The organism is Brachybacterium sp. SW0106-09 (assembly GCF_001293905.1).
Taxonomy (GTDB): Bacteria; Actinomycetota; Actinomycetes; order Actinomycetales; family Dermabacteraceae; genus Brachybacterium; species Brachybacterium conglomeratum.
Genome location: NZ_BCAK01000055.1, coordinates 101,560 through 122,369 on the forward strand (window position 1 = coordinate 101,560; position 20,810 = coordinate 122,369).

General features: G+C 68.4%; 27 protein-coding genes and 1 pseudogene. 13 read left to right on the top strand and 15 right to left on the bottom strand.

What is annotated here, in order from left to right:
* Window positions 1-53 precede the first annotated feature (53 nt).
* Window positions 54-1,706, top strand: a complete 1,653-nt coding sequence (locus Y09_RS14895) for an alkaline phosphatase (RefSeq protein WP_053918618.1) — start codon at window positions 54-56, stop codon at window positions 1,704-1,706.
* Between the two features lie 22 nt (window positions 1,707-1,728).
* Here the strand turns inward: Y09_RS14895 and Y09_RS14900 are convergent, their stop codons facing one another.
* Complete coding sequence (locus Y09_RS14900; RefSeq protein ID WP_234695758.1) at window positions 1,729-2,565, bottom strand: Crp/Fnr family transcriptional regulator; 837 nt, start codon at window positions 2,563-2,565, stop codon at window positions 1,729-1,731.
* A 480-nt stretch (window positions 2,566-3,045) separates the two neighbouring features.
* Between Y09_RS14900 and Y09_RS14905 the strand changes: the two genes are divergently transcribed.
* The 6 genes from Y09_RS14905 to Y09_RS17595 are packed head-to-tail and all read left to right on the top strand — an operon-like array spanning window position 3,046 to window position 8,081.
* Window positions 3,046-5,484, top strand: coding sequence for a nitric-oxide reductase large subunit (locus tag Y09_RS14905; protein ID WP_053918622.1), 2,439 nt, complete (start codon window positions 3,046-3,048; stop codon window positions 5,482-5,484).
* Complete coding sequence (locus tag Y09_RS14910; protein WP_053918624.1) at window positions 5,481-6,194, top strand: hypothetical protein; 714 nt, start codon at window positions 5,481-5,483, stop codon at window positions 6,192-6,194. The genes Y09_RS14905 and Y09_RS14910 overlap by 4 nt, the downstream gene beginning before the upstream one ends.
* On the top strand, window positions 6,187-7,071 hold the full coding sequence (locus Y09_RS14915) for a slipin family protein (protein WP_082358889.1): 885 nt from the start codon (window positions 6,187-6,189) through the stop codon (window positions 7,069-7,071). Before Y09_RS14910 ends, Y09_RS14915 begins: the two co-directional genes overlap by 8 nt.
* The gene (locus tag Y09_RS14920; protein ID WP_126986508.1) at window positions 7,064-7,390 is read left to right on the top strand and encodes a hypothetical protein; all 327 of its coding nucleotides are present in this window, start codon (window positions 7,064-7,066) and stop codon (window positions 7,388-7,390) included. Before Y09_RS14915 ends, Y09_RS14920 begins: the two co-directional genes overlap by 8 nt.
* On the top strand, window positions 7,390-7,914 hold the full coding sequence (locus Y09_RS14925) for a hypothetical protein (RefSeq protein WP_234695759.1): 525 nt from the start codon (window positions 7,390-7,392) through the stop codon (window positions 7,912-7,914). The genes Y09_RS14920 and Y09_RS14925 overlap by 1 nt, the downstream gene beginning before the upstream one ends.
* Entirely contained in the window at window positions 7,911-8,081 is a 171-nt protein-coding gene (locus Y09_RS17595) for a hypothetical protein (protein WP_159419669.1), read from the top strand. Before Y09_RS14925 ends, Y09_RS17595 begins: the two co-directional genes overlap by 4 nt.
* A 32-nt stretch (window positions 8,082-8,113) precedes the next feature.
* On the opposite strand, the gene Y09_RS17710 is transcribed toward Y09_RS17595, so the two are convergent.
* From Y09_RS17710 to Y09_RS17720, 3 genes are all read right to left on the bottom strand, one after another.
* Window positions 8,114-8,287, bottom strand: coding sequence for a hypothetical protein (locus tag Y09_RS17710; RefSeq protein ID WP_164736160.1), 174 nt, complete (start codon window positions 8,285-8,287; stop codon window positions 8,114-8,116).
* A gap of 93 nt (window positions 8,288-8,380) precedes the next feature.
* Window positions 8,381-8,662, bottom strand: a complete 282-nt coding sequence (locus Y09_RS17715) for a GNAT family N-acetyltransferase (RefSeq protein WP_200716835.1) — start codon at window positions 8,660-8,662, stop codon at window positions 8,381-8,383.
* The gene (locus tag Y09_RS17720; protein WP_200716831.1) at window positions 8,659-9,246 is read right to left on the bottom strand and encodes an antibiotic biosynthesis monooxygenase; all 588 of its coding nucleotides are present in this window, start codon (window positions 9,244-9,246) and stop codon (window positions 8,659-8,661) included. Before Y09_RS17720 ends, Y09_RS17715 begins: the two co-directional genes overlap by 4 nt.
* A gap of 137 nt (window positions 9,247-9,383) precedes the next feature.
* Here Y09_RS17720 and Y09_RS14940 point away from each other — a divergent pair, with 137 nt between their 5' ends.
* The 4 genes from Y09_RS14940 to Y09_RS14955 all read left to right on the top strand — a co-directional run bounded on the left by Y09_RS14940 (window position 9,384) and on the right by Y09_RS14955 (window position 12,312).
* Window positions 9,384-10,103: an MSMEG_4193 family putative phosphomutase gene (locus tag Y09_RS14940; protein WP_200716832.1), complete on the top strand. Its 720-nt coding sequence runs from the start codon at window positions 9,384-9,386 to the stop codon at window positions 10,101-10,103.
* On the top strand, window positions 10,100-10,675 hold the full coding sequence (locus Y09_RS14945; protein WP_053918629.1) for a DUF3090 domain-containing protein: 576 nt from the start codon (window positions 10,100-10,102) through the stop codon (window positions 10,673-10,675). Before Y09_RS14940 ends, Y09_RS14945 begins: the two co-directional genes overlap by 4 nt.
* Complete coding sequence (locus tag Y09_RS14950) at window positions 10,675-11,442, top strand: SCO1664 family protein (RefSeq protein WP_053918631.1); 768 nt, start codon at window positions 10,675-10,677, stop codon at window positions 11,440-11,442. The genes Y09_RS14945 and Y09_RS14950 overlap by 1 nt, the downstream gene beginning before the upstream one ends.
* Window positions 11,443-11,703: 261 nt before the next feature.
* Entirely contained in the window at window positions 11,704-12,312 is a 609-nt protein-coding gene (locus tag Y09_RS14955) for a hypothetical protein (protein WP_200716833.1), read from the top strand.
* On the opposite strand, the gene Y09_RS14960 is transcribed toward Y09_RS14955, so the two are convergent.
* The 5 genes from Y09_RS14960 to Y09_RS14980 form a co-directional block, all read right to left on the bottom strand.
* Window positions 12,275-12,694 (bottom strand): PIN domain nuclease, encoded by a 420-nt coding sequence (locus Y09_RS14960; RefSeq protein ID WP_053918632.1) that lies wholly within the window; start codon window positions 12,692-12,694, stop codon window positions 12,275-12,277. The two genes, Y09_RS14955 and Y09_RS14960, sit on opposite strands and share 38 nt — an antisense overlap.
* Window positions 12,685-12,909 (bottom strand): hypothetical protein, encoded by a 225-nt coding sequence (locus Y09_RS14965; protein ID WP_053918634.1) that lies wholly within the window; start codon window positions 12,907-12,909, stop codon window positions 12,685-12,687. The genes Y09_RS14960 and Y09_RS14965 overlap by 10 nt, the downstream gene beginning before the upstream one ends.
* A 164-nt stretch (window positions 12,910-13,073) precedes the next feature.
* The gene (locus Y09_RS14970) at window positions 13,074-13,553 is read right to left on the bottom strand and encodes a nucleotidyltransferase domain-containing protein (RefSeq protein ID WP_234695760.1); all 480 of its coding nucleotides are present in this window, start codon (window positions 13,551-13,553) and stop codon (window positions 13,074-13,076) included.
* 11 nt (window positions 13,554-13,564) lie between these two features.
* A complete protein-coding gene (locus Y09_RS14975) occupies window positions 13,565-13,867 on the bottom strand; it encodes a HigA family addiction module antitoxin (protein WP_053918638.1) in 303 nt (100 codons plus the stop codon).
* On the bottom strand, window positions 13,854-14,135 hold the full coding sequence (locus Y09_RS14980; protein WP_053918639.1) for a type II toxin-antitoxin system RelE/ParE family toxin: 282 nt from the start codon (window positions 14,133-14,135) through the stop codon (window positions 13,854-13,856). The genes Y09_RS14975 and Y09_RS14980 overlap by 14 nt, the downstream gene beginning before the upstream one ends.
* A 292-nt stretch (window positions 14,136-14,427) precedes the next feature.
* Between Y09_RS14980 and Y09_RS14985 the strand changes: the two genes are divergently transcribed.
* Together Y09_RS14985 and Y09_RS14990 are read left to right on the top strand one after the other, a co-directional pair.
* Entirely contained in the window at window positions 14,428-15,321 is an 894-nt protein-coding gene (locus Y09_RS14985) for an RCC1 repeat protein (RefSeq protein WP_053918641.1), read from the top strand.
* Between the two features lie 186 nt (window positions 15,322-15,507).
* Window positions 15,508-16,287 carry a hypothetical protein gene (locus Y09_RS14990; protein ID WP_053918643.1) on the top strand — a complete coding sequence of 260 codons (780 nt, stop codon included), beginning with the start codon at window positions 15,508-15,510 and terminating at the stop codon, window positions 16,285-16,287.
* Window positions 16,288-16,329: 42 nt separating this feature from the next.
* On the opposite strand, the gene Y09_RS16990 is transcribed toward Y09_RS14990, so the two are convergent.
* The 6 genes and pseudogenes from Y09_RS16990 to Y09_RS18250 all read right to left on the bottom strand — a co-directional run bounded on the left by Y09_RS16990 (window position 16,330) and on the right by Y09_RS18250 (window position 20,543).
* On the bottom strand, window positions 16,330-17,418 hold the full coding sequence (locus Y09_RS16990) for a CHAT domain-containing protein (protein WP_082358890.1): 1,089 nt from the start codon (window positions 17,416-17,418) through the stop codon (window positions 16,330-16,332).
* A gap of 156 nt (window positions 17,419-17,574) precedes the next feature.
* Window positions 17,575-17,865 (bottom strand): hypothetical protein, encoded by a 291-nt coding sequence (locus Y09_RS15000; RefSeq protein ID WP_053918647.1) that lies wholly within the window; start codon window positions 17,863-17,865, stop codon window positions 17,575-17,577.
* A complete protein-coding gene (locus Y09_RS15005; protein WP_053918650.1) occupies window positions 17,862-18,302 on the bottom strand; it encodes a hypothetical protein in 441 nt (146 codons plus the stop codon). The genes Y09_RS15000 and Y09_RS15005 overlap by 4 nt, the downstream gene beginning before the upstream one ends.
* 102 nt (window positions 18,303-18,404) lie before the next feature.
* Window positions 18,405-18,695, bottom strand: a pseudogene (locus Y09_RS15010) (IS3 family transposase); the annotation flags it as partial.
* 4 nt (window positions 18,696-18,699) lie between these two features.
* The gene (locus tag Y09_RS15015) at window positions 18,700-19,899 is read right to left on the bottom strand and encodes an IS30 family transposase (protein ID WP_148639684.1); all 1,200 of its coding nucleotides are present in this window, start codon (window positions 19,897-19,899) and stop codon (window positions 18,700-18,702) included.
* Between the two features lie 89 nt (window positions 19,900-19,988).
* The gene (locus tag Y09_RS18250) at window positions 19,989-20,543 is read right to left on the bottom strand and encodes a DDE-type integrase/transposase/recombinase (protein ID WP_371440370.1); all 555 of its coding nucleotides are present in this window, start codon (window positions 20,541-20,543) and stop codon (window positions 19,989-19,991) included.
* Window positions 20,544-20,810 lie beyond the last annotated feature (267 nt).

The following is a 20,810-nucleotide window of genomic DNA, read 5'->3' on the forward strand; positions in this document are numbered from 1 at the left end:
GGAGTTCATCGTCGGGCCACGCCCTCGTCACCCCGGAGGAGTTCACTCCCGACATGGACACCTTCCGCTCCCCCGCCCGTCGCACCCTCCTCAAGGGCGCCGCCGCGGCCTCCCTCGCCGCCGCGGTCCCCGCCATCACCCCGCCCGCCGCCTCCGCCGCGCCCGCTCGTCCCGCTCCTTCCCGCCCCGGCGCCGCTCGCCTGACCCTGCCCTCCGGCCTGCAGACCGGGGACGTCACCATGGACTCCGCCGTGCTCTGGTCCCGCGCCTCGGGCGAGGGCCGGCTCCAGGCCGTCCTGCACGCCCTGGACCATGAGGGCCGTCGCCTCACCTCCTCCTCGAGGGGCCGCGGGAAGGGCCGCGGCCGGGACAGCGAGCCGATCGTGCTGCGCGGCCCCTGGGCCACCGAGCGGACCGACTTCACCGCCCGGATCAGCGCGACGGACCTCCCCTCCGACACGCAGTACGAGGTCGAGCTGTTCTTCGAGGACGAGAACGGGAAACGGGGCGAGGTCGGCGTCGGCCGCTTCGGGACCGCGCCCGGGCACCGCTCCGACGGGGCGCAGTCCTTCGTCTGGACGGCCGACACCGCCGGCCAGGGGTACGGCATCAACCCCGACGTCGGCGGCATGTTCGGCTACGAGGCGATGCGCGCCGTGGAGCCCGACTTCTTCCTCCACGCCGGGGACACGATCTACGCCGACGGCCCGATCGAGGAGAGCATCGAGGAGCCCGACGGCACGATCTGGCGCAACCTGGTCACCGACGAGGTCGCGAAGGTCGCCGAGACACTGCGGGAGTTCCGCGGCCGCCACAGCTACAACCTGAGGGACGAGAACATCCGCGCGCTGTACGCCGAGGTCCCGGTCATCGCCACCTGGGACGACCACGAGACCACCAACAACTGGTGGCCCGGCGAGGTGCTGGAGGACGACCGCTACTCCGTCGTCGATGTGGACACCCTGGCCGCGCGCGGCCGACGCGCCTGGCAGGAGTACCAGCCGATCGCCGACGTCCGCTCGCTGAAGCCCGGCACCGGCTTCGAGCCGGAGCGGATCTACCGGAAGATCTCCCGCGGGCCGGCGCTGGACGTGTTCGTGCTCGACATGCGCACGCACAAGGGCGAGAACACCGACGGGCGGGAGCAGCGCGCCACGTCGATGCTCGGCGAGGAGCAGCTGCAGTGGCTGCTGAAGGGTCTGCGCAGGTCGCAGGCGACCTGGAAGGTGATCCTCGCGGACCTGCCGCTGGGGATCGTGGTGCCCGACGGCGAGGGCCAGGAGTCGATCGCCAACGCCGAGGACGGCGCACCCCTGGGCCGTGAGCTGGAGCTCGCGCGCCTGCTGTCGGGGATCAAGTCCCAGCGCACCCGCAACATCGTCTTCCTCACCGGCGACGTCCACTACTGCGCCGCCCACCACTACTCCCCCGACCGGGCCGCGTTCACCGACTTCGACCCGTTCTGGGAGTTCGTGGCCGGACCGATCAACGCCGGCTCCTTCGGCCCCAACGAGATGGACGGCACCTTCGGCCCCGAGGTCGACTTCCAGAAGGCCGGCCCCGCGATGGGCTCCCCGCGCGACGGGAAGGGCCAGTTCTTCGGCCGGGTGGAGATCGCGCCCGACGGAGAGGAGTTCACCGTGGAGCTGATCGATGCGACCGGCGAGGTGCAGTACACCCGCACGCTGACGCCGCAGGAGGGGTGAGGGGCGGGCTCGCCCAGTCCTGTCAGCTCGAGCGCAGTCGAGGCTCGTCGCCCACGGCGACGGCCCCGTCCCACCCCTCGGCTGCGGTCCGACGCAGGTGCTCGACGTCCAGCAGCGCGACCCAGCGCCGGCCGGAGTCGATGATCGCCTCCTCCTTCCACCGGCTGAGCACCCGGGAGACGGACTCGGGCGTCGAGCCGGTGAGGCCGGCGAGATCGGCACGGCACAAGGGGACGTCCAGCAGGATCCCGCGATGTCCGCGATCACGGCCGAGCCTCACGGACAGTCGTAGCAGCACAGCGGCGAGCCGCGCGGCGACGGGCCAGGTCATCCACCCGCCGGTCTCGTTCTGCAGCTGGGAGAGACGGTCCGTGACGGCCTCGACCACCCGCACGGCGACCGTGGGGTGCTCGAGCAGGATCTGATGGAAGATCGCCTGCTCGATGCGCAGCGCGCACGTGTCCACCAGCGCCTCGGCGGTCTCGCGCTGCACGGTGCGCCGGCCGACCCCGACAGCGCCGAGCGGCATGCTCGGCCCCAGGATGTCGGTGGCCCGTTCGGTGCCGTCCGCGGCCCGCTGGGAGAGCCGGACCCGTCCCTCGGCGATGATGTACAGGGCATCGGCGCCCTCGCCGGCGCGGAAGAGAGTCTCCCCGGCTCCCCAGCTGCAGCGCGTCATGCGCGCATCGAGCGCCCGGAGCTGCCGCTCGTCGAGTGAGTGGAACCAGCGGGACCGGCTCAGTGCCCGCAGACGCACAGGCAGCGGGCACTCGTGCGGGATGGGCAGGACGCGCAGAGGGATGGTGCGGCGCCGGCCGGGGCTGCGCACCGGCATATGGGGAGAGACCTGCAGGGCCACCGTCAATCCTCCTCGGCGAGCGCGGGCCGCGGGAGGTCGTCGCGGATGCCACGACCTGCGAGCACGAGTGCTGCAACGCTCCATCGCCACAGCTCTCAGCCGCGCTACCACCGTAGCCGCCGCGCACCGCCCCGGGACCGGCCTTAGGGCCCGGCCGCCAGGCCCCGTCGGCCCTGTGCCTGTGGACGCTGCGTCCCGTCGGCCCCATCGACCCACCGGCCCCGTCCACCGCAGAGGACGCCTCTGTCGCCGTGCACTTGACTGACGCAGATCAGGCTCAGCGCCCCGAAATGGACTCGATTGACGCACGTCATTCTCGATCCGGGACTCCCAGGTGATGCTGTGCCCAGCTTCGAGGGAGGTCACGGCACCCTTCCCCCGCCGCACGACCAGGCCGTGCCGCGAGGGTGCCGTGCCTCCCGTCGCCCTGGTGGAGCGGCCCCGTGTCGCGACGCCTCCGCACAGGATGGATTCAGCCTCGTGAGTGTCACCGACAAGGACTCCCCCGCCCGGTCGAGATCCGAGATCTCCCTCTCGAAGGGATGGGTCCAGGGCGTCGCCCTCGTCCTGATCTTCGGCTTCATGGTGATGGGGGTGCTCGCCTACCGGACCTACACCGACTCGATGCCCCTGCCGGAGCGGGTGGTCAGCGAGAGCGGCGAGGAGATCTTCACGCAGGAGGACATCACCCGCGGCCAGAACATCTTCCTCGCGCGGGGCCTGCAGCAGTACGGCTCGGTGATGGGCCACGGCGCCTACCTGGGCCCGGACTACACCGCGGAGTACCTCCGTCTGAGCAGCGAGCACATCGCCGAGCAGCTCACCAGCCAGGGCGTCCAGGACCCTTCGGTCGCGACCTCGCAGATGCAGCGCACCAACCGGTACGAGGAGGCGACCGGCACGCTCGTGTTCACCGACGAGCAGATCAGCGCCTTCGAGGCGATCCAGGAGCATTACGCGGAGTTCTTCGGCGATCCGACCACCGCGAACGGACTCGTCCCCGAGGCGATCACCGCCCCCGAGGACATCCACGACCTCACCGCCTTCTACGCGTGGACCGCGTGGGCGAGCGCTGCCGAGCGCCCCGGCCTCGGCTACTCCTACACGAACAACTGGCCGGCCGAACCGAGGGTGGACAACCACCCGACGGCGGACATCCTGGTGTGGTCCGCGATCTCCCTGGTCGCGCTGCTGGTGGGTCTCGGCCTGCTGTTCGCGGTGTACGGGCGCTGGAGCAGCACGCTCGGCTGGAAGGGCAACGACACCACGGCGCTGCGCTTCCTGCAGCCCGGCACGGTCGGGATCACCAAGGCGCAGAAGTCCACCGCCTGGTTCTTCCTCGTCGTCGCCCTGCTGTTCCTCATCCAGGCCACCGTCGGCGCGTCCGTGGAGCACTACCGGGTCGAGATCCAGGGCTTCTTCGGCGTCGACCTTGCCCAGATCTTCCCCTTCAACCTCGCCCGCACCTGGCACGTGCAGCTGTCCCTGCTGTGGACCGCGGCCTCGTTCCTGGCGGCCGCGATCTTCCTCGCCCCGATCATCTCGGGCCGGGAGCCGAAGGGGCAGCACTACCTCTCCTACGGCCTGCTGGGCGCCCTCGCGCTCGTGGTCGTCGGCATGTTCGGCGGCACCGCCATCAGCATCTACGGGCCCGAGTGGGCGGAGGGCTCGCCCTTCTTCACCCAGCAGTGGGAGTACCTGGACCTGCCGCGCATGTTCCAGATCCTGCTGACCATCGGCCTCGGACTGTGGTTCCTGATCATCGTGCGGGCGATCCGGTCGCGCCTGCGCACCGAGTCGAAGTTCAACATGCCGTGGCTGTTCATGTACGCGGCGCTCGCGATCCCCGCCTTCTACGCGGTGGGCCTGCTCGCGACGAACGAGTCCCACCTGACGGTCGCCGAGTTCTGGCGGTTCTGGGTGGTCCACCTGTGGGTCGAGGACTTCCTCGAGCTGTTCACCACCGTGATGGTCGCGTACATCTTCGTGATGCTGGGCGTGGTGCGCAGGCGCATCGCCATCCAGATCATCCTGCTGGACGTCATCCTCTACTCCGCCGGCGGCGTCATCGGCACGATGCACCACCTGTACTTCTCCGGCACGCCCGTCGAGCACATGGCGCTGGGCGCCGTGTTCTCGGCGCTGGAGGTCATCCCGCTGACCTTCCTCACCGTCGAGGCATGGACCTTCCTGCAGCTCGGCGCGCGGCAGGAATCGCGCACCACCGCGCCCTTCCCGCACCGCTGGGCGGTCATGTTCCTCGTGGCCGTCGGCTTCTGGAACTTCCTCGGCGCAGGCGTGTTCGGATTCCTGGTGAACCTGCCGATCGTGTCCTACTACCAGATCGGCACAGCGCTGACCGCGAACCATGCGCACGGCTCGATGATGGGCGTGTACGGCATGCTCGCCGTGGGACTGGCGCTGTTCGCGCTGCGCTACATCATCCGGCCCGAGAAGTGGCCCGACCGCCTGGCGAAGCTGTCCTTCTGGTCGCTGAACATCGGCCTGGCCTGGATGGTCTTCGCGACGCTGCTCCCGCTCGGCGTGCTCCAGCTGTGGGCGTCGGTCAGCGAGGGCTATGTCGAGGCACGGTCGCTGGCCTACCTGACCCAGACGGAGAACCTGGTCCTGGAGTGGATGCGCCTGCCCGGTGACGTCCTGTTCATCGTCGGCGGGATCCTGCCCTTCGTGTACATCACGTGGCTCGGCGTACGGCACGCGATCCGCGCGACCGTCACCCAGATGGAGCCGGAGACCCTCTTCGTCCAGGAGACCCCTGAGGCGCGCGAGGACCGCACCGGAGTGCGAGCGCCCGTCAGCGGGAGCACCGCTGCGGGACGCTCCGAGAACGCGGCCTCTACCCGCTTTGCCTCCGATCGTCGGCGTGACGAGGCGGCCGGTGAGGACCCGCTGCCATGACGGGCTGGCTGCAGAGCATCGAGATCGCCGCGTGGCTCTCCGCCGCCTACGGCATCGCGCTGGTCCTCGCCGCCCACGGCATCGACCGGCTCGCGAAGCGGGTGCACACCCTGCACGACGCGAACCAGACCACCGGCTTCGTCTACCACGAGGACCACGACGCGTGGCTGTGCCCGGAGGACCAGTGGCTGTGGCCGCAGTCCTTCGACCCGGACAACCGCGTCATGCGCTACCGGGGCAAGCCCTCGGTGTGCAATGCGTGCCCCATCAAGGACACCTGCACCACCTCGGACGACGGCCGGGAGATGCGCCACGAGGTCGACCCGTGGCCGTCCTCGGAATCCGCACGGTTCCACCGCGGCATCGCCTGCGCGGTGAGCGTCCTGGCCATCCTCTGGCCGCTCGGTGCGGCGTTCACGGTCGAGAGCGGGCTGAGCCAGCTGCTGCTGCTCGTCACCGCCGCTCCCGTTGCCCTCCTGTCCCTGCCGCTGTGGTCCCACCTACGGCGCTCCCCCGTGGATCCCGAGGGCGTGCTGTTCCGCTCGCTGGACGAGAACCTCGAGGACCGGGCCGAAGCGCTGGAGGCGCTCCAGCGCCGCCGCACCTCCTACTCCTCCGACCGTCGGGCGCCGACGGACGGCATCACCCCGCTGGTCCTCGGCCGGACCCGCTACGCCTCCGACGGAAGGGACTCCGACACCCATGCCTAGCAGCATGCTCCTCGGCATCATCGTGGCCGCCCTCGTGCTCATCGTGCTCATCGCCTCGCTGCGCGTGGTGCGCGAGTACGAGCGCCTGGTCATCTTCCGGCTGGGCCGGCTGCGCGGCGCGATCGGCCCCGGGCTGGTGCTCCTGCTGCCGTATCTGGACCGCTCCGTGCGGGTCGACATGCGCGTGGTCACCCTGACGATCCCGCCCCAGGAGGTCATCACCCGTGACAACGTCACCGCCCGCGTCAACGCCGTGGTGATGTTCAAGGTCGCAGACCCCGTGCGCTCCGTCATGGAGGTGGAGAACCACGCGGTCGCCACCTCCCAGTACGCCCAGACCACGCTGCGCTCCGTGGTGGGCCGCGCGGACCTCGACACGCTCCTGGCCCACCGCGCGGACCTCAACGAGGACCTCTACCGCTCGATCGCCCAGCAGGCGGTGCCGTGGGGTGTGGAGGTGTCCGTCGTCGAGATCAAGGACGTGGAGATCCCCGAGCTGATGCAGCGGGCAATGGCCCGTCAGGCCGAGGCCGAGCGCGAACGGCGCGCGAAGGTGATCAGCGCGCACGGTGAGCTCGAGGCCTCCACCGAGCTGCGGGATGCGGCGCTCGTGCTGAGCGAGGCCCCCGGTTCGCTCCAGCTGCGCTATCTCCAGACCCTGCTGGAGCTGGGCGCGGACCAGAACTCGACCGTCGTGTTCCCGCTGCCGATGGACATCATCGGCCCGGTGATGGGGGCGCTGAAGAACTTCGCCCCCGAGGACGAGGCGGTCGCCCCCATCAGTGTCCCGAGCCCGAGCACCACCCCGTCGAGCACCGCCCACCCCCGCCCGCCGCAGACGGCGGCGACCCCTCAGGAGGACGATGATCATGAGTGAGCGAGCCCCCTCCCCGCAGAGCATCCCCACGCCGGGCCGCCGGGTAGTCCTCGCCCCCACCCCGCCGGGCTTCCGACGGATCATGGTCGGGCTCGTGGTCGCCCTGCTCGCGCCGTTCTTCGGCATCCTGATCGGCAGCGGCATCGGCGAGGGCGACGGCTTTACCAGCGTCCAGCCCATGTACTGGGGCTTCTTCACCGGTGGTCTCATCGGCGCAGCGGCCCTGCTGGTCGCGGCCTCGGGCGTGCGGGCACTCTGGCGGAGCAACCGCACGCGGACCCAGCAGGATCCGCGGGAGCAGCAGGGGCAGGAGGAGTGATGCACTCCTCCCTCGCCCCCGAGAACGTCGCTCCCGAGGACGTCGCTCCCGAGGACGTCGCTCCCGAGGACGTCGCCGCTGAGACCCCCGTCCCAGCGGGGTCCCGTGCCGCGTGCCCCGTCGGCCCCGGCGCAGCGAGCGGGCGCACCGCGTTCCGCTCCGACCGGGCCGCCGACGGGGCGATGCGCTGGCTGCTGGGGATCCGCGAGCCCGCGCCGAGTTCAGGCGCCGGGGCGCACCGGGCCTTCCGCGTCGCCGTCGTGATCTCCGCGCTGCGGTGCACGATCACCTATGTGGCGATACCCGTCCTCATCCCGCTCCTGAGCCTCGCTGGGTGGATCGCCGGCCCCGTGGGCCTGGCGCTCTGCGCGATCGCCGCCGTCAACGGCGTGGTCAGCGTGCGGCGGTTCTGGCGGGCTGATCACGCCCAGCGATGGACGTACACGGCGTTCATCGTGGTCGTCTTCGTCATCCTGACAATCTCGACCTGGACCGAAGCGAGCAGATTGGTGGCAGCACTATGAACACGACACATCACCCCGTCGAGAACGAGATCACGACGACGCCGCCGACGATCGAGGGCTGGACGCCGGAGGATCGGGAGCCGAGCTCCGCCGAGAACAACTTCGTGAGCATCGCGCTGTTCGCGTTCCTCATCCTGTTCGGGCTCGGCTGCCTCATCGTCTTCTGAGCCCGGGCGCGGGCCGCTCCAGGGCCGACGGGTCAGTCGGCCGCAGGCTCCGGCACCTCCGTGGCCGGATCGGCGCGCAGCAGATCCGCGATCTCCTCCTCGGGGCGCGGCGCGACGGTCTCATCCGCCTCGAGCTCCGGGAGCGGGGTCTCCTCCCCCGGTCCCGGCGCGTGGTCATGAACGGGCTTGTGCTGCGACGCACTCATCACGATCCCTCCAATGCCGTGTGAGCCAGGATACGTCCCGGGGTGCGCCGACTGCAGCTGCGTGACGCGGCGGTGGCATAGCGGCTCGCGCGGTCATTCGCCGGCGCGCAGGGGCAGGGAGTCGAAGGCCGGGGCCGGGTCCGTGCGCAGCCGGCCGTAGGTGTCGACATCGAAACGCTGGCCGTCGATGAGGAACTTGCCGCGCTCGGTGCCTTCCTTGACGAAGCCCGCCGCTCGCGCGACGGCGCCTGAGGCCGGGTTGTTCACGCGGTGCCCGAGCTCGAGTCGCTCGAGGCCGCGCTCGGTGAGCGCCCACTGCGCGACAGTCGCGGCGGCGCGGGCGGTGAGGCCGCGTCCGCGGGCACGGTGCGTCACCCAGTACCAGAACCAGCCGCTGAGGTTCTCCTGGCGATGAGCCCGATCAGCTCCTCGCCCTCGGTGATCGCCCAGGGCTCGTGCGGTGAGTCCTCCTCGAGCAGGCGCGCGACATACCGCTCGGCCTCCGCCAGCGTGGTCACGTCGCCCTGACGAGCCATGTCGTCGGCCGATCCGAACGCGGCATGCACCGCTGGGGCGTCGGAGGCGCGAAGCCGGCGCAGCATTGGCGAGGGGGTCACGGCGCTCACCTCGTCGAGCGAATCCCGGGTCGAGATGACGTAGTCCCGTGCGATCCCTGCGGTGGCCTCGAGCCAGCGGCTCGTGCGAACCCTCGCCTGGTGCGCATCGAACGCCGCACGGTCCACGAACTGCTCGACGACGGTCCAGACCAGCGGGTCCTCGGTCGGCTCGACCTCGAAGCGGAAGCATCCGGGCTCGGCGCGGGTGAGGGCGATGTGCTCGGGCAGGTGCTGCCGGACCGTGGAGGCCTCGGTGAGGTCAGCGCAGAGGAGCCGCCCGGTGAGCTCGACGACGTCCGCGCTGTTCTGGTCCCTCGTACCGTCCGTCGTCCTGTCATCCATCGGTTGCCCCTCCCCGGCGCGCTCCGCGCCCAGTCATCGAGACCCTACTCGCCCGGGGCTCAGCACGATGCCGTGGATCGCGGGCGCTGACGGGCAGGTGGTGGAGCAGGTCTCCCCAGCCTCGCTACGCTGGAGGAATGGCGACAGTTCTCCTCGTGCGGCACGGTCGCACCACGGCCAATGCGACGGGCTTCCTGGCGGGCCGAACTCCTGGCGTGAGCCTGGACGATGTGGGACGCGAGCAGGCCGCGCGGACCGGCGACAGGATCGCGGCGGTGCCCGTCGCCGCGGTGGTCTCGAGTCCGCTGGACCGCTGCCGGGAGACCGCCCGGGCCATCGTCGAGCGACAGGCGGTCGCGCCGCCCTGGTCGATCGAGGACGAGATCACGGAGTGCGACTACGGCCGGTGGCAGGGCCGACGGCTCGACGATCTCGCGAAGGAGGATCTGTGGCGGACCGTGCAGTCGCATCCCTCCGCGGTCGTCTTCCCCGGCGGTGAGTCCATGACGGGGATGCAGGCCAGGGCGGTGGCGGCGATCCGACGCCATGATGCGGAGATCGAGGCCGAGCACGGTCCGGGAGCGGTGTGGGTGGCGGTGAGCCACGGCGACATCATCAAGTCGGTCCTGGCCGATGCGCTCGGCATGCACCTGGACATGTTCCAGAGGCTGGAGGCGGGCCCCGCCTCGGTGTCGATCGTGAGCTACGGCGCGATCAGGCCGAGGGTCCTGGCGATCAACACCGACTCCGGCGATCTGTCCTGGCTCGCGGCGGGCGTCCGCGCCGGTGATGCCGCGGTGGGCGGCGGCGCGGGCGCTCCCGCTGCCGAGGCCGCGGCGCCTAGGATCGTCACATGACCGACGTGCCCGCCCATGTTCATGAGTTCGACTGGCCGGACCGGGTCGTCATCGGGACCCTCGGGCGTCCCGGGGCCCGGACGTTCTACCTGCAGGCGCGCACAGGGGCGCAGATCGTGAGCATCGCCCTCGAGAAGGAGCAGTCGGCCCTGCTCGCGCAGAAGATCGACGAGATCCTCGACCGGCTCCGCGAGGTCGAGGGCAACCGCTGGAGCGTGCCCACCAGCACTCCCGTCGAGCTGGTCGACAATGCTCCGCTGGAGACCGTCCAGGAGCAGTTCCGCGCCGGCACCATCGGCATCGGCTGGGACCCCACCACGGCGCAGGTGATCATCGAGGCGCATCCTCTCCCCGCCGACGACGAGCTCGACGAGGGGTTCGCGGAGGACTCGTCCGCGGAGGACTCCTTCGCTGAGGACTCCGAGATGCTGAGGGTGAAGATGCCCGTCGGCACCGCCCGGGCGTTCACCCAGCGCACCCGCGAGGTCGTGGACGCCGGGCGTCCCCTGTGCACGCTCTGCGGCTACCCCATCGATCCTGATGGCCACACCTGCATCATCCCCGAGTCCTGATGTCCCAGGCTGACCTGGTGACCGCCGAGCTGACGCTCACCGGTCGCCTCGCGACGGCGTCGAACGCGACGTTCCTGGGCAGGATCGGCGACGACGCGGTCGTGTACAAGCCGGTGGCGGGCGAGGCCCCGCTCTGGGACTTCCCCGGCCGGACCCTGGCCCGTCGGGAAGTGGCCTCCTACCTCGTCTCCGAGGTCCTCGGCTGGGAGGTCGTGCCGCGCACCTGGCTGCGCGACGGCCCGTTCGGGGAGGGGATGGTGCAGCTCTGGCAGGAGCGGGACCCCGATCAGAGCCCCGTGGACCTCGTCGCGGCGGACGAGGTGCCCGACACGGGCTGGCGGGCCGTCCTCGAGGGCGAGGACCAGGATGGTCAGCAGATCGTCCTGGTCCATGAGTACACGCCCGCGCTGCGGCGCATGGCGGTGTTCGACGTGATCGTCAACAACGCCGACCGCAAGGGCGACCACGTCCTGGCCATGGAGGGCGGGCACCGCTACGGCGTCGATCACGGCCTCACCTTCCACCACGACGACAAGCTGCGCACCGTCCTGTGGGGCTGGCTGGGCGAGCCGCTGGCCGCCGAGGAGCTGGGAGGCGTCGGCCGCGTCGCCGACGAGCTGGACGGCGAGCTCGGCGAGCGTCTTGCGGAGCTGCTCAGCGCCGACGAGCTCGCAGCCCTCGCAGCGCGATGCGCCCGGCTGCAGGAGGACGGGCTCTTCCCGGCCCCGGGCGGCGAGATGCCGTCGGTGCCGTGGCCGCTGTTCTGAGCGCGGCCACACTCTCCGACGACACCCCCTGGCGGCGAGCGACGGCGCCGACCGCATGTCACGCAGCCGGCGTCATCACCTCGACACGATTGCCGAAGCCGTCGACCGCAGGCGAGCATCGAGTCCTCGACCGCGTCGACGGACAGGTGGACCGACCCTGTGCGCGCAGCGACGATCTCGGCGATGCTCGTCCTCCCGACTCCCGGGAGACCGGAGAGCACGACCAGGCGAGCGCACGGTGGAACCGGGAGATCTGCCTCGGTGGACTACTACAACCGGATCGAGAAGGGCGAGCTGACCGGGGTCTCCGACGCCTCCGCGCCGAACCTGGCATCCTTCGTCTTCCTCGACCCCGCCGCCGCCAGGTTCTACGACGACCTCGACGGAGCCGCCGCCACCTGCGTGAAGATCCTGCGCGCCCAGGCCGGAGCGACGCCGCACGACAAGCAGCGCAGTCAGCTCGTCGGCGAGCTGACCACCCGCAGCGAGGACTTCAGCGCCCGGTGGGCCGCTCACGACGTCGGCGTCCACCGCGCCGGGACGAAGATCCTCCACCACTACGAGGTCGGGGAGCCCACCCTCGGCTTCGAGGAGCTCGCACTGGACTCCGCGCCGTCGATCGCCCTGTCCGCCTACATCGCAGAGCCCACCGCCCCGACGGCGGAGAGACTGCAGCTGCTGGCGGCGTGGAACGCCGCCGATGCGACAGAGCTGCGCAGGATCTGGCGTCAGCACGGGCACTGGCGGCACCAGTGCCGGGACATCGTCTCGAAGCCCACTGAGATCCTGCACCGCCAGCCGATTCATGGGCCGGTGACGCGACCGCAATGGGTCAGTTCAGTACGAGCGTCTCCACAGGCTGACCGGTGACCTCCGCAATGAGATCGAAGTCCTTGTCGACGGCCAGGACCGTCAACCCCGCTTTCTCCGCCGTCGCGGCGATGAGCAGATCCGGGATGGACGGAGCGCGGTGCCGGCCACGATCGGCGAGGAGCATCTGCACCTCGAAGGCGCGATCCTCCATCGCGGGCGTGAGGTGCTCGATCGGCATGAGCGACAGCGGAGGCAGCCCGAACGCCTCGCGCCCCACTTCACCCGAGCGGACGGAGAAGCCGAGTTCGAGCCGCGTCACCGTCGAAAGACGCGTCAGCCCGCGCTCAATGCGCGAGTTCCACTCGGAGAGGCTCGCCGCCTGCCCGGCCTGCATCCGCACGTATGCCGATTTGTCGACCAGCCAGTTCGTCACCGCCACGCGGCATCCATCACGTCAGGGTCAGCAAGATCCCTGAAAGCCTCCGCTGAGCGCCTCCAGTCATCAGCATCGACCGTGGCCGCTGCTGGAGGCGGGGCATCTTGCTCCAAGCGCCGACGCAGGTACTCGTTGCGCGAGAGCCCCAGGGCCGCCGCCTCAGCATCGATGCGCTCGACGGCAGACTCACTCAGACCACGGATCAGCACGTTCGTCATCACGACCACCTCCCCCAGAACGATATCGTGATATCACACTTGCGTCGAGGGCCACTCGGCTCCGACTGCGGCACACGCGCGAAGGTGCCTGCCTACACGTTGAAGCGGAACTCGACTGAGTTCCGGCACGGACAACCATCTGCGTCAACTGCCCGCCACGGACCTCAAGAGTGGTCGGCGACCAACCTCCCAAGCACGTCGAGATCGTGGCGGTCCTCCGGCCGGAGGTCGTAACCGAGCCTCAGCGCCATGAGTCGCGCGGCGCACGCGACAACTACCGAGCGATCTCCGATCACTCCGACCGCGCGCTCGCGCGCTCGGTGGACGAACGAGTCTTCACCGAAGCCCTGCTGGACCCCGTCGCCGACACAGTCCACGTCCATCGGATGGATATCGACCGCCCTGTCGCCGGCGCGCAGCTCAACTCGGATCGGACGCCAGTCCTCCACGATGCTGTATCCGCGACCGAGCAACCATTCCATGAGGGCGTCGACCGTCGTCGAGTCGACGAAAACATCCAGATCACCATGCGATCTGGTCTGGGAACCGTGCAGAGCGTCAACGGCCCATCCGCCGTTGACCTGGTAGACGACTGATCGCTCCTCGAGCCAGTCAACGACTCGGACTACCTCAGCGGCGTCCATCCCGCTGAAGGTCATGCGGATTGCAGCGGCACGATGGCGTCGATCTGCTCAGCCGCGCGATCCTCTGCGAGGTCGAGGTCGTAGAGCGTCTGCAGGTTCAGCCAGAACTGTGCGGTGGTGCCGAAGAGCTTGCCGAGCCGGAGCGCGGTGTCCGCCGTGATCCCCCGCTTGCCGTGCACGATCTCGTTGATCCGCCGGGGCGGGACGCCGATCGACACGGCGAGCTTGTTCTGTGTGATGCCGAAGCCCTCAATGAAGTCCTCCATGAGGACCTCACCCGGGTGAATCGGCTCGATCCTGTCAGTGGTAGTCAACGATCTGCACCTCCTCTGGTCCAGCGTCGGTCCACACGAAGCAGATCCGCCACTGGTCGTTGATCCTGATGCTGTGCTGCCCGACCCGATCGCTCTTGAGCGCCTCGAGCCGATTGCCAGGCGGGACGCGGAGGTCCTCGAGAGACTCTGCAGACCCCACCTGACGAAGCTTGCGCAGCGCGACCCGATGGATCCGATGATCGATCGAGCGCACTCGCTCACGACGCCACAATCGTTCGGTGTCCTTGCTCCCGAACGATCTGATCACGAGACCAGGATATAACGACCGGCGTCAATAACGCTAGACGTTAAACCGGAACTCCACCGCATTCCGTAGCCGAATCACCTTTGGAGAGCTACGTCCGTAGGTCGGCGCTCGCTCACCGTCCCTCCGGCGCTCCCATGTGGGAGATCGGGACGATCACAAGCTCTCGGACGACTGCGAGCACCAGAGCTGTCACTACGGTCGCGGGAGTGCTGGAGCTCGTCCGAGTTCCGAGGTCGGTAACCTTGCCACGTCGCGCTGGGGCCACGAGACGGGCGTTGCCGCAACGACTGGTATGACGGCCTACGATCAGGTGGCGACGAGAACCGCGGAGGAGGTCCACGTGCGCACCGTACTCGCGGCCGGGAACCGGCACTCAGTGCTGCGACGCGAGGACGGGACCGTGATTGCCACTGGCAACAATCAAGCCGGCGAGTGTGACGTCCTACCTTGGTCCGACGTCATCGCCGTAGCCGCTGGCAGCGTCCACACGGCCCGCAATACCGGCAAGTCTCACACAGTGGGGCTCCGAGCCGATGGGACTGCACTTGCTACCGGCTGGAGCGACGCCGGGCAGACCGCCGTCACGCAGTGGCGCGAGATCACGGCAATAGCCGCCGGCTGGAGGACCACCGTGGGGCTACGTGCCGACGGATCGGTCGTCGCCACCGGTCGCACCGCGGAAGGACAGTGTGACGTGCAGTTGTGGAGCGGGATCGTCGCGATCGCGTGCGGCGACTGGCACACAGTCGCAGTTCGACGCGACGGCACAGCCCTCGCAACTGGCAACAATCAGCGAGGGCAGACCGACGTCGCCCGGTGGACACACGTGTCCGGGGTCTCTGCCGGCTACCTGCACACCGTCGGCTTACACGAAGACGACACCGTCGTCGCCGTCGGCGACGACAGCAGAGGCCAGTGCGAGGTGTCATCGTGGAGAAGCATCACCTCAGTGGCGGCCGGCTCCGTCCATACGCTCGCGCTGAGCCAGACCGGAAGGGTCTTCGGAACGGGCGACAACCAGTTCGGCCAGTGCGATGTCCAGTCATGGACCGGCATCACAGCGATCGCAGCCGGAGCGAGACACTCGCTTGGGCTGCGCGCCGACGGAACAGTCGTGGCTGCGGGCGACCACACCGAGCAGCAATGCAATGTCAACGCCTGGGCCACTCGACCACAGATGAACTGAAGTCCAGCGTGCCCGGTAATCGGCCGTCGATCACACGTTGAACCTAAACTCCACCACGTTCCGTAGCCGAATAACCTTAGGCGACAGCGACTCGCGCTTTGGCGAGCGTACGTCGCTCATGATGCGCCACCGCCCGCCTATCCTGGGCAAGAGGGTGACCACAGGCGCGCGAGGAGGACCGAGGGAATGGCATCAAGCCCGTCGAAGGGGCTTCGACCGGGACTGCACCCGGCGTTGTCGACGCGTCAGGGGTTCGCGCTCCTTGAGGAGGCCGGGTCAGTGCGCAACCTCCTCCGCGACTCCGTGGAGGCAATCCGGAGCCTTCGCTTCGTATCCCGGCACGGCGATGGCGTGTTCACTCTCGGTAGCATCGGCGTGGAGAAGGCCATGAAGGTCATGCTCGGCTGCAACGAGGTCGCGGCCGCGGGCTCATGGCCTTCCAAGAAGACGCTCAAAGACGACTGGGGCCACGACATCCAGAGGCTGAGTCAGCTGCTCGACACTGCGATCGAACGCGGCCTGGCGAGGTCCACCCACACCGGGTACGCCGAGACTCTCGCTACTCAGATCAACAGGAGCACCGCGCTCCCGCTTCTCTTCGCGACGTTTGCTCGCTACGGGAAATCTGGACGCTTCCACCATTTGGACATCCTCGCAACCAACGAGCCCGGCTCGGACGATCCACCGTCTGAGTACTGGGAGCGAGTCGAGTTCCACGTTAGGACCACAGAGCCGGAGTTCGCCGAAGTCCCCTACGGAGACAGCGAGGCGCTGGACGACTACGAGGCCAGACTGCGGGGCCGCATCGCGGACGAGCTGGAGACCTGGTGGTTCTGCGTCCACCGCCTCGGCGTCCAGGGCTGCTTCGGCGACCTGGGAAAGAAGGTCGGCTGGGAGTTCTGGGAGCCAGGGCGTCCCGAACCACCAATCGTGAAGAACTTGTCCAACATCAAGTCTCCCGAGTAGTCGCAGACGATTATCAATAGCGATCCGGCAGTTTGTGCCTCGCTACGACACGGGCTTAACGAGCACCAGCGAGGCCAGGTCGACGTCCTCTCTGGCTCTAATCTCTGGCAAGTCTGCGTCGTCAAGCGCTGACACCTCCATCGCGACCTTTGCTTGCTCCAGTGCGGTGGAGACCGACTGCGCGGACGCGACGGCGGAGTAGAAGCGTGCCGCGAAGACGACAGCACTGGCATCGTTGATCGAGTCGGACATCGCGATTACGGTAGGCACCGTCTTTAGTAGGTCATCGGCCCCTGCGAGGCTCTCGCAAGCATTGAGCACCACGAGTCGTGGCGGTTCATCGGTTGCGCCAAGGAGCCGAGCTAACGTCGTGAAGTCCAGGCCGTCCCCTTCCTGGGTTCCAGCTTCGTTATCCATGAGCAACCCAAGAGAGTTGGCGTGGCCCGAGAAGTGAACCAAGTGAGGGCGGTGCTCGTTGAGGCCTTCGAGTAGGTCCATCGTGGTGGCCGCGGGAAGGTGTTCGACCACGACCAGTTCCCGGTACTTCGACTTCTTCAGCATCTCCTTTACCTGTCGGACCTCATAGTCCACGCGAAGCCACACCCCCTCCCGCACCTCGGTGCCGTCCGAGTGTCGCGTGACGGTCTCCACCGCCTCCGGGTTCGCCGTCACGTACAGGACTCTCAGCGGTTCCGGCCTAGGCAAGGCTACCCGCACGTATCGAACCTCCGTTACCTTGCGTGAGGCCTGAGCGACCTTGCGAGCATGCTGTAGTTCAATACGCCGTCGCTTGTCGTCGTCACGGGCCTGCGCCGTTCGCTCAGACTTCTCGGCTGCAGCAAGCGAAGCCTCTTTCGATCCGATGGCTTTGTCGTTTTCGGCGATCCGCTTCTCAACCTCGGCAGCCCTCTTCAGCGCATCAGCCGCCTTCTTGTCCTCCCGCTCCGCCGCCGACGTCGCCGTCCTGCGAGTCGAGTCCGACTTAGTGCGGGCCGCCTGGGTCCGCTTCTTACTGGCCTCAGCGTTAGCCTTGGCTGCCGCCTCGCGGTGTTTGGCCAGATCCTTCGATAGGGCTGCTCCTTTTGTCTTCAGCCGCCCGATCTCGGACCTGAGTGAGCCAGACCTAGCCATCTCGTCCCCTTCGACCTCGATACCCTCTGACTCAAGACTACGCTTCGAGTCTCATACAGACGCGCTACTGCGCCGAACCAGATGCTAGACGGCGAAACGAAAACTGACCGAGTTCCGGCACAGACCAACTTCACGGCAGCAAGCTCAGTGCGGTCCCTACGTGAGGCGGTGCGCAGCAGTCCTGATCGCGACCAGGAACGGCCCGTCCTCACCACGCGTCTCCACGTCCAGCTCTCTGAAGGGGCGAATCGACTCGTGGCCGGGGTCGACGCGGAGCATCCAGGCCGACCACGCGTCGTGCACGTCCGACGCATGGACGTCAGCGCCCTTGGCGCGCAGGAGAACCGCGTACATCAGGAAGAGGTCGTCGGAGTCCTCCGGCACCTCCGTCCCCTCCGGGAGACACCGCCTGATCAGCTCCGCGTCGCGCTCAAGGTAGGCCGTCATGAGACGAGTCTGCCGACGAGGAGGACGATGTACAACAGGGCGAAGACCCATGGGACCAGCCGCTCGACGCCACCGAGCTGCTTAAGGCCGACCTTCACCTTGCCCCTCCTGCCTGCCGGCGCGTCCTCTCCCCCGAGCAGTGCCCACTCGTCCTTGAACATCTTGACGGGCAGGTGCTCGTCCTCGATCCGGTTAATGACAACGAACTTCGCCTCATTCAGGCGGCGGTAGTTCTGCAGGAGGAACATCCAGCAGCCAGCAACGACGACGCCGGCCGCGCAGACCGCGACGGACAGCGGAACTGACCGGGCACTGGCCGAGTCCAGGCCGACTACCGCGACGAGCGTCGTGTTCACCGTCAGGAAGAAGGCGTTGGCGACCGCGCGGCGGGCAGACACTCTGTCGGCCATCTCGACGGCGAGCTTGTACTGCTCCATCACCCTCGGGTCAGGTGACTCCAGCGTCACCGGGCACCGCCGACGAGGGCCTTGAGATTGGGCCAGGTGGGACTGCCGCACGTTCAGGTGACAGTTGGGGTGTCAGGCCGCGAGGGCGACCGGGTTCATGATGGTCTCGTACTCGATGGGGGTCAATCGGCCCAGGCGGGCCTGCCGGCGACGGCGATGGTAAGTGCGCTCGATCCAGGTGATGATCGCGATGCGGAGCTCCTCTCTGGTCCGCCACCTCTTCCGGTCCAGGACGTTTTTCTGGAGCAGTGCGAAGAACGACTCCATCGCGGCGTTGTCCCCGGCGGCACCGACTTTCCCCATCGATCCGATGAGGTGATGACGGTTCAGAGCGTGCACGAACTTCCGTGACCTGAACTGGGCGAGTTCAACTGGTCGATGCAACACCGGGCTGTTGAAGCGAGCGTAGTTGCTCGGCGAATATTTCCGCGGGGGTGCGCCAGCCGAGGGTCTTCCGGGGCCTGTTGTTGAGCGCGGCAGCGACCGATTCGAGGTCCTCCGCGGACCAACGCGACAGGTCCGTGCCCTTCGGGAAGTACTGCCGCAGCAGCCCGTTCGTGTTCTCGTTCGTCGGACGCTGCCAGGGCGAGTGCGGGTCAGCGAAGAACACTCTCGTGCCGGTATCGAGGGTGAGCTGCGCGTGTCCGGAGAGCTCCTTCCCGCGATCCCAGGTGAGGGTCTGACGCAGCTGGACGGGCAACGTGGTGAGCGACGCGGCCAGCGCGGCGTTCATCGCGAGAGCGCCGTAGCCGCCGAGCGCGGGTCCGTTTTTCACCACGGGCTGCTCGCCCCAGCCTTCCAGGCGCGGCAGGTGCACCAGGATCGTGGAGCGGCTGGAGCGTTCGACGAGGGTGCCGATCGCCGACCGGCCGGTGCCGATGATCAGGTCGCCTTCCCAGTTCCCGGGAACCGCGCGATCAGCGGCCTCAGCGGGCCGCTTCGAGAACACCACGTCCTCGGTGACGTGCCCCTGCGGCTTGTTCCGTGACCGTTCCCGAGGCTGGCGCAGCGCCCGCCCGGTGCGCAGGCAGGCCACCAGCTCGCGTTTGAGCGCGCCGCGGCCCTCGATGAACAGCGACTGGTAGATCGCCTCCGGGCTGATGCGCATGGACTCATCATCGGGGAAGTCGATCTTCAACCGGTGAGAGATCTGCTCCGGGCTCCACGCCAGAGACCACCGCCGGTCCGCCCGATGCGGCTTGTTCAAACCCTTCCACGGCGGCGGTGTCGGCCCGTCGACCACGGTGCCGTCGGACCGGCGGATCTTCCCGGCGAGACGGTCCTGCACGTACTCACGCAGCGCGTCGTTCACGACCAGCTTCGCGACCTTCGGACGCTTCGCCGTCTCCTGCGCCTTCCACTGCGCCACCAATGCTCGATACTCCGACTTGCCGCTCCTCGTCGCCGCGTTGCGGCGTAGTTCCCGGGAGATCGTTCCCGGGTCACGTCCCAGCTCACGCGCGATCTCTCGCACGCCTTTGTCCTTGGCGCGCAGGAGCGCGATCTCCTCGCGTTCCTCGAACGACAGGTATCGGCCCGACGGTTCGGCCAGACTCAGCGGCGTCATACCGCCAGCGTGGCGAAACCAACGCATCCCAACCGGCACGGACACGCCCACCGCGATCGACGCTTCCGCAGACGTGATACCCGTCGCGATCAGCCGCCAGAACTGTCGCTGCACCGCCTTCGAGGGTGCAGGCCGTCCAGGCGAACGCATCGGCGGCCTGAGCGCTCGATCCGCACGCCACTGCCGACGAACCCCCTCGGGCGCGTCGCCGGTCTTCGCAATCCAATCCTTCGTCGCCACCGAACACCTCCAAAATCGAGGTGTTGCGACGACCAGTTGAATCCGCCCTGAGATCCTCGGTCCGAGTGCACGATGCAACCGGCAGCGTCGCGACGCCTGGATATCGCGTTGTCCAGTGCGTTCACCGCGAGCCGAGCCTTCATCCGGTCGCTGATCGAGTAGCCGACGATCCGTCCGGAGAACACGTCCTTGATCGCGCACAGGTAGAGCTTGCCCTCGTCGGTCCAATGCTCCGTGATGTCAGTCAGCCACAGCTCGTTGACGTCGTCGGCGGTGAAGTCCCGCTGGACCAGGTCATCGTGCACGGGCGGGCCCGGACGTTTGCCGTTCTTGCCGCGCTTCTTCCCGAACACCGACCACCACTGGTTGTCGCGGCAGATCCGCCACGCGGTTCGCTCGCTCATCCGCTGGCCGGCGGCTTCCGCTTCGCCGGCGAGGAACCGGTACCCGTACTCGGGATCATCGCGGTGGGCATCCAGCAGCGCGTTCGCCCGGTAGGCCTCGACCAGCTCAGCTCCGGTGACCTGCTGTTTCCGCCAGCGGTAGTAGGGTTGGCGGGAGAGCTTCAGGACCCGCAGGGACACCGCGACGGGGATCCCGTCGGAGGCGAGCTCGCTCACGAGCGGGTAGAACTGTAATGGCCTCTGGCGGGCCTGCGGCCGGCTGGGATG

Excerpts from the sequence above, each read along its gene's own strand:
- Y09_RS17710 (WP_164736160.1), bottom strand. The coding sequence starts at position 8,287 with ATGAGTGCGTCGCAGCACAAGCCCGTTCATGACCACGCGCCGGGACCG.
- Y09_RS14895 (WP_053918618.1), top strand. The coding sequence starts at position 54 with ATGGACACCTTCCGCTCCCCCGCCCGTCGCACCCTCCTCAAGGGCGCC.
- Y09_RS17595 (WP_159419669.1), top strand. The coding sequence starts at position 7,911 with ATGAACACGACACATCACCCCGTCGAGAACGAGATCACGACGACGCCG.
- Y09_RS14970 (WP_234695760.1), bottom strand. The coding sequence starts at position 13,553 with ATGGACGCCGCTGAGGTAGTCCGAGTCGTTGACTGGCTCGAGGAGCGA.
- Y09_RS14920 (WP_126986508.1), top strand. The coding sequence starts at position 7,064 with ATGAGTGAGCGAGCCCCCTCCCCGCAGAGCATCCCCACGCCGGGCCGC.
- Y09_RS14990 (WP_053918643.1), top strand. The coding sequence starts at position 15,508 with ATGGCATCAAGCCCGTCGAAGGGGCTTCGACCGGGACTGCACCCGGCG.
- Y09_RS14910 (WP_053918624.1), top strand. The coding sequence starts at position 5,481 with ATGACGGGCTGGCTGCAGAGCATCGAGATCGCCGCGTGGCTCTCCGCC.
- Y09_RS14925 (WP_234695759.1), top strand. The coding sequence starts at position 7,390 with ATGCACTCCTCCCTCGCCCCCGAGAACGTCGCTCCCGAGGACGTCGCT.
- Y09_RS14965 (WP_053918634.1), bottom strand. The coding sequence starts at position 12,909 with ATGACGAACGTGCTGATCCGTGGTCTGAGTGAGTCTGCCGTCGAGCGC.
- Y09_RS16990 (WP_082358890.1), bottom strand. The coding sequence starts at position 17,418 with ATGGCTAGGTCTGGCTCACTCAGGTCCGAGATCGGGCGGCTGAAGACA.
- Y09_RS14985 (WP_053918641.1), top strand. The coding sequence starts at position 14,428 with ATGACGGCCTACGATCAGGTGGCGACGAGAACCGCGGAGGAGGTCCAC.
- Y09_RS14940 (WP_200716832.1), top strand. The coding sequence starts at position 9,384 with ATGGCGACAGTTCTCCTCGTGCGGCACGGTCGCACCACGGCCAATGCG.
- Y09_RS15015 (WP_148639684.1), bottom strand. The coding sequence starts at position 19,899 with ATGACGCCGCTGAGTCTGGCCGAACCGTCGGGCCGATACCTGTCGTTC.
- Y09_RS14950 (WP_053918631.1), top strand. The coding sequence starts at position 10,675 with ATGTCCCAGGCTGACCTGGTGACCGCCGAGCTGACGCTCACCGGTCGC.
- Y09_RS18250 (WP_371440370.1), bottom strand. The coding sequence starts at position 20,543 with ATGAGCGAGCGAACCGCGTGGCGGATCTGCCGCGACAACCAGTGGTGG.
- Y09_RS14945 (WP_053918629.1), top strand. The coding sequence starts at position 10,100 with ATGACCGACGTGCCCGCCCATGTTCATGAGTTCGACTGGCCGGACCGG.
- Y09_RS14915 (WP_082358889.1), top strand. The coding sequence starts at position 6,187 with ATGCCTAGCAGCATGCTCCTCGGCATCATCGTGGCCGCCCTCGTGCTC.
- Y09_RS15005 (WP_053918650.1), bottom strand. The coding sequence starts at position 18,302 with ATGGAGCAGTACAAGCTCGCCGTCGAGATGGCCGACAGAGTGTCTGCC.
- Y09_RS15000 (WP_053918647.1), bottom strand. The coding sequence starts at position 17,865 with ATGACGGCCTACCTTGAGCGCGACGCGGAGCTGATCAGGCGGTGTCTC.
- Y09_RS17720 (WP_200716831.1), bottom strand. The coding sequence starts at position 9,246 with ATGGATGACAGGACGACGGACGGTACGAGGGACCAGAACAGCGCGGAC.